The 5,903-nt window shown below is 76.7% G+C and carries 4 protein-coding genes; 1 reads left to right on the top strand and 3 read right to left on the bottom strand.

The features are described from left to right. Together ACFV4N_RS38515 and ACFV4N_RS38510 are read right to left on the bottom strand one after the other, a co-directional pair. On the bottom strand, nucleotides 1-2,140 hold a 2,140-nt coding region (locus ACFV4N_RS38515; RefSeq protein WP_499677619.1), incomplete at its 3' end, for a hypothetical protein. 86 nt (nucleotides 2,141-2,226) lie between these two features. Beyond that, a complete protein-coding gene (locus ACFV4N_RS38510) occupies nucleotides 2,227-3,387 on the bottom strand; it encodes a helix-turn-helix domain-containing protein (RefSeq protein WP_499677618.1) in 1,161 nt (386 codons plus the stop codon). A 117-nt stretch (nucleotides 3,388-3,504) separates the two neighbouring features. Here ACFV4N_RS38510 and ACFV4N_RS38505 point away from each other — a divergent pair, with 117 nt between their 5' ends. Beyond that, complete coding sequence (locus tag ACFV4N_RS38505; RefSeq protein WP_499677617.1) at nucleotides 3,505-4,104, top strand: NUDIX domain-containing protein; 600 nt, start codon at nucleotides 3,505-3,507, stop codon at nucleotides 4,102-4,104. Nucleotides 4,105-4,484: 380 nt separating this feature from the next. Here ACFV4N_RS38505 and ACFV4N_RS38500 read toward each other — a convergent pair whose 3' ends face one another. Next, nucleotides 4,485-5,456 (bottom strand): hypothetical protein, encoded by a 972-nt coding sequence (locus tag ACFV4N_RS38500; protein WP_499677616.1) that lies wholly within the window; start codon nucleotides 5,454-5,456, stop codon nucleotides 4,485-4,487. Nucleotides 5,457-5,903: the final 447 nt, after the last annotated feature.

Below are 5,903 nucleotides of genomic sequence, written 5' to 3'. Positions count from 1 at the left end.
GGCACCAGTGCGCGATCAAACACGCGAGGTCCGCCGACCCCGACCCGGTGAGCGCGGCGAGGCCGGTGGCGCGGCCGAGTTCGCGGTAGTCCGGGATCGAGTCGACCGCCGCCCGGTAGGCGAAGGCCAGCGTCACGCGCACCTCCGGCGACGGCGGCCCGCCGGGTTCGGCCAGCGCCCGTTCCAGCCAGTCGATGGTCTCCGCGAGGTGCGCGCGCACGCCGAACACCTCGTGCCAGGCGAACAGCGCGATGCCCAGCGAGCCGTAGGCGGCGGGCGCGCCCGGGCTGCCCGACGGGGTCCGCCGCGCCAGGTCGCGCAGCGCCTCCACCCCCGCCGCGAACAGCCCGCGGTCCCGCTGCGCCGCCCCGCGCGCCGCGGTGGCCTCCCCCAGCCCGGCCGACGCCGGCGGATCCCACCACCCGGGCGGCCGCGCCGGGTCCGGGTCCGGTGCGGCACCCGCCGCGATCCCCAGCGCCGCCTCCACCGCCGTCACCCGCTCGTGCAGCGGGTGCCCGCCGAGGCGGTCCCGCAGCTCCCGCACCCGCGCCAGCACGTCGGGCAGGCGGTCCTGCCGCCCGGTGCGCAACGCGCGCGCCGCGACCGCCGCACCGAGCTGGGCCAGCAGGACCGGGTACCCGCCCGCGTCGGCCGGGACCTCGTCGAGCACCTCGTCCAGCACGTCCACCGCCGCGTCCAGGTCGGCCCGCGCGCCCGCCCGCCCGTGGCGGGCCAGCAGCGCGGTGCTCAGGGCCACCAGGTGGGGCAGCCGGTCGCGCACGTCGGCCCCGGCCGGGGCGGACCGCAGCCCGGCCACGGCCGCGTCCAGGTCGCCGTCGCCGCGCACGGCCGCCAGCCACGACCGCACCAGCGCCGCCGCGCCGGACAGCGCCTCCCGGTCGGCCGGCCCGGGGTAGCGCCGCCCGGCCCGCTCCAGGAGGTTGAGCGCGCGGGCGCAGCGGGTCGGGTCGCCCAGGCCGAGCTGCGCGCCCTCCACCACCAGCACCGCGTACGCGCCGACCCGCTCGAGGTGCTCGGGGGCGCCGTCGGCGGTCGCCACGACCACGCGTTCGAGCAGCTCCAGCGCGCGGCCCAGGGCGCCGGGGTCGCCGGTGGACCGGGCGTGCCCGCCGAGCGCCACGCCGGTGCGGAACAGGACCTCCTGCTTGAGCCCGTCGTGGTCGGGGACCTCGTCGAGGTCGGTCAGCACCGCGCCCAGGGCCCTCGCCGCCCGCGCGGTCTCGACCGCCTCGGCCGCGGGCGACGCGGGCCGGTCGCGGGACAGCAGGTCGCTCAGCGCGGCGCCGAGCAGCAGGTTCAGGTCGCGCCGCGTGCGCCGGTCGGACGTGCCCAGCGCCAGCGCCTTCTCCGCGTCGGCCACCACGCGGCGCAGCTCCTCCGCGTCGCCCAGCGCGCCGGCCCGCGCGGCCCGCGCCCGGCACGCGTTGACCAGCGCCTCGACCCGCGCCTCCTGGTCGTCCGGCTCGAACAGCGCCTGGGCCTCGTCGCCGGCCGCCGCCGACGCGGCCAGGTCGGCGAGCCTGCGCTCGGCGTCGCCCTGGACGCCCGCCCGCCGGAGCAGGGCGTCCCCGAGGACCGCCAGGTGGTGGGCCCGCGGCCCGCCGTCCGCGCGGGCGAGCGCGACCACCTCGCCCTGCCAGCGGGCCCAGCCGTCCAGGTCCGCCGGCGCCCCGGTGCGGGCCGCGCGGTGGCGGAACAGCACGCTCAGCGCGTCCACGGCGTCGAAGTCCTCGCGGAACGCCGAACCGCGCTCGGTCAGCGCGTCGGACAGGCCCGCCCACACCCGGTCCACCTCGCCGTCCAGGCCTGGCGGCGGCGTCCCCAGCAGGGTCTGCCGGGCGACCACGATGCCGTGCAGCACCTCGGCGTACCGCTCGGGTCGCCCGTCGGGCCAGTGCGGTCCGGCCCGGCGCAGCAGGTCCGCGGCCCGCGCCAGGTCCTCGGCGTGCCGCGGGTCGACCGGGTGGGTGCGGTCGGCGCGCACGAAGTGGCAGTAGGCCGCGTGGGCCAGGCGCTCGGGCAGGTCCGGGTTGCCCCGCCCGTCGAGGTCCGGCACCATCGCCGCGTACTCGGCGATCACCTCGTCCAGGTCGGTGTCGGGCAGTTCCTCAGCACCCATGACCGGATTGTGGGCGGGCGCGGCGGCCTCCGGGCCCGATGGCCACGTTCTGGCGCGGAGTTGACCAGTGCCCGACGCGCCGCGCGTCAACCACCTTGCGGGAACAGCACGTCGCGGATACGGGCGCGCAACCGGTGCGCGCCCGCGGGCAGGGGCCGCGAGGCGAGCAGCCTGCCGAAGCGGGCCAGGTCGGCCCGGATCGTGGCCGAGTCGACCAGCACCAGGTCGTCCAGCAGCCCGGCGAGCAGCTCGCAGCCGTGCTCCAGCTCGCCCGCCGCGGCGTGCGCCAGCGCCCGCCGCAGCCCGAACCGGGTGCGCGAGCGCACCGCGTGCGCGCCGATCAGCGGCACCTGCGCGTCGAGCAGCTCGGCGGCCTCGCGGGCGCGGCCCAGGTCGTAGACCGACCACGCGCGCGTGACCGCCACCGGGTCGGGCAGGCTGGTGCTGCCCAGCAGCGGCGGGCCGGGCGGCGCGGCGCGCTGGAGTTCGGCGGCCCGCTCCAGGGCCTGGCCGAACCGCACGTCCTCGCCCGCCAGGGCGTACCCCTGCGCCTCGCGCTGCGCCGCCAGCGACCGGACCGCCGCGGACATCGCCGGGTCGTCCTGCGCCCGCTGGGCCAGCAGCACCGCCTGCCGCGCGTCGTTGCGGTACAGCGCGAACTCCGCCTGCCGCACCAGCGCGTAGGTGGCCAGCTCCCGGTCACCGCCGCGCGCGGCGCAGCGCACCGCCTCGTCGGTCAACCGCACGGCCTGCTCCTCGTCGCCCGCCTCCTGCGCCATCCAGCCCGCGTACTCGGCGAACCGCGCGGCCAGCCGCCACAGCCCGTCGCGCAGGTCCGGTTCGCGGGTCGAGCCGGCCATGGCGCGCAGCACGTCCACCTGCGGGACCAGGCCGGGCAGCACGGCGCGCGGGCTGGCCCGGTGCCCCAGGGTCCGGTGCTGGGCGAAGAAGCCGACGAACAGGTCGAACGCGGTGCCGTCCGCGCGCACCGACACCCCGGGCGGCTCCGGCTCGGCGGGCGCCTGCCGCGCGGCCCGGCGGCTCGGCCGGGCCAGCGCCACGAGCGCGCCACCGGCGTCCAGGGCCTCGTCGCAGGACTTGGCCAGGTCCGGGTTCGCGGAGGCCAGGCCGTTCTCCACCTTGCTGAGGTACCCGCGGCTGTAGTGCACGAGCCTGGACAGGCCGGACAGCGACAGCCCCCGTTCGACGCGCAGCCGGCGCAGTTGGGCGGCGAACGTGTCGTGCATGGCGACCACCCCCTTTCGCGCAGTGTCGCCGAGAGGGGGGTTCGTGTCCCCGCATGTCCGGGAACTGTCCCGTTTTCGCCCGGCTCGGGGTGTGGTCCCGGTGGTTCCATGAAGTCCATGGCAACGGATCGTGACGGCGAGTCGGCTGGTGTGGTCGTGGTGTGGCAGCGGTTGGCGACGAGCGTCGTGCACAGCTCCCCGTGGTTCGAGGTGCACCGGGACGCGGTGGTCCGACCCGACGGCGGGCACGACACCTACCACCACGTGGTGGCGCCGGGTTCGGTGACCGTGCTGGCGCTGGACGACGACGACCGCGTGGTGCTGACCCGGCAGTGGATCTACACGCACGGCGGCACGGAGTGGCGGCTGCCCGGCGGCGGCGTGGACGCCGGGGACGCGGACCCCGAGGGCGCCGCTCGGCGCGAGCTGGCCGAGGAGACCGGGCTGCGGGCGGCGAACTGGTCGCGGATCGGCCGGGTGCACGGCGCGGACAGCCTGAGCAACCACGTCGACCACGTGTTCCTGGCGACCGGGTTGTCCCAGGGCGGGACCGCGCTCGGCCCCGGCGAGGGCGACCTGCGGGTCCACCGGCTCCCGTTCGACGACGCGGTGGACCTGGTGCTGCGCGGTCAACTGCCGCACGCGGGCAGCTCGTACGCCCTGCTGTCCACCGCCCTGCGGCGCACCGGCGGCCGGGTGTTTCCGGGGCAAGGCTGAAACAGGAAACCCGTTCCGACCCGGAAATCGACGGCGCATTCTCGTGTTGTCAACGAGAACCAGCGCCGAACCGGAACACCGGAACGGGCCCCGCGGCGGGCACGCCGCGGCCTCCACCCGGAGCGGGAATTCGAGATCGGGCAGAGCCGTGCCCCACCGGCATTCACCCGGCGGGCCGCCGTGCGCCTGATCGTCGAATTCTTCGCGGATGCCCGGTTTTCACCGTCACGAGCTGACGGTCGTTCGACGCGGTTCCCCGGAAGCGGAGGGAGGTGTCCCGTGGAACCGCACCTGATCATCGTCCTGCTGACCGCCCTGTTGGCCGCGCTGTAGTCGGCCCGGTCCCGCGTCATCCCCGGGGGGTGTGACGCGGGACCTCCTCACCCCGCCGTCGCGCCGTCCCGCCACTGCACGCCGTAACCGCGTCCCTCCCGGGGGTGCGGGAAGTCGACCTCGACCTCGCCGATCTCGTTCACCGCGAGCCGGTCGTCGCCGGGGGTGAGGTCGTCGGCGTCCCGGTGGAACGCGCCGTCGACCCGCCAGACGTCCGCGGGTCCGCCGTCGCGGGGGAACCTGACCACCAGCCGGAACCGCTCGCACCGGCGCTCGGGCCAGAACACGTAGGTGGGCTTCATCGGCTGCCCGACCGGCACCCGCACCTCCAGGGCGAACTGGTGGCGCTCGCCGGCGCCGAGCGGGCGCGGCAGCCGGAGGGTCAGCATGAACCGGCGGGGCGAGGGCCGCCGCATCCGCACCAGCTCGACACCCTGCACGACCTGCACGTCCAGGTCACCGGGCAGGCCGTCGCCGGTGGCGGGCGGCAGCGAGATCGACCAGGTGACCTCGTCCACGCCGTCGCGGTCGGCCACCACGGTCCGGCGCTCGAGGCACGTGGGCGTCACCCCGTCCAGGCGGAGCAGCGCGTCGAACTCGGCCACGTGGTACGGGTCGTCGTCACCTTCCGATCGCGCCGGGGCCCGGTCGCGGCTCAGCGCCGCCTCGACCAGGCGCGCCAGGCCGACGTTGATGCGCCGGCGGATGGTGCGCGGGCCGCGGTCCTGGCGCGCGGCGAGCCACTCGATGCGGTCGGCGAGGAAGCGGTGCTGCGCCTCCTCGTGCAGGGCGAGCGGCGCCACGACCATGAGGCGGAGGTCGGTCGGGAAGCCCTCCACTATCCCGTCGACCCAGGCGCGGAACTTCGTGCGCACCGTCTCCGGGTCGTCGTCGCCGTCGATGCCGCACACCTGGCGCAGGGCCGGCCCGATCTGCCTGTCGATACCGGGCGCCTGCGCGCCCTGCCCCCGGCACAGCGCCTGCAATTCGTTGGTCAGCTGCACTGGCGAAACGCTCATGGACCCTCCGCGCGCACCGAGGCCGGCAGATTCCGGGCGAACACCGCCGCAAGATCCCACGAGGAAATTGCCCGCGATGTCGGCTGCATGTATACCACCTCGGACATCGCTGACCGCAGCAGTGTGTTACGCCGTTCGGACAACGGTTCGATATCCGCAATCCTGCGGTATCTCGGGTGGATCACCGAGCTGGTTTGTCGGTTTATCCATTCGCGAGTAGCGCTCGGGAAGGGCGGTGCGGCGAAGCGGAGGACAGCGGCGGAGGGTGGCGGCCGCCGGTGTCGCCCTCCGCCGCCGCCCAAGAGGCGGTCGCTCCCGGGCGACCGAGGCCCAGGGCCGCCCCACCCCAGGGCGGCCGACCCTGCGGCGACCCGACCCCGGGGCGGCCCCACCCCCGGGGGGTCGGGCCCGGGCGCCCCCCCCCCCCGCACACCGCCCGCGGCAGCC

The organism is Actinosynnema sp. NPDC059797 (genome assembly GCF_042732085.1).
Classification (GTDB): Bacteria; Actinomycetota; Actinomycetes; order Mycobacteriales; family Pseudonocardiaceae; genus Actinosynnema.
The sequence above is the reverse complement of the archived record's forward strand: the minus strand, read 5'-3'. Positions and strand labels throughout refer to the sequence as shown.

Excerpts from the sequence above, each read along its gene's own strand:
- ACFV4N_RS38510 (WP_499677618.1), bottom strand. The coding sequence starts at position 3,387 with ATGCACGACACGTTCGCCGCCCAACTGCGCCGGCTGCGCGTCGAACGG.
- ACFV4N_RS38505 (WP_499677617.1), top strand. The coding sequence starts at position 3,505 with ATGGCAACGGATCGTGACGGCGAGTCGGCTGGTGTGGTCGTGGTGTGG.
- ACFV4N_RS38500 (WP_499677616.1), bottom strand. The coding sequence starts at position 5,456 with ATGAGCGTTTCGCCAGTGCAGCTGACCAACGAATTGCAGGCGCTGTGC.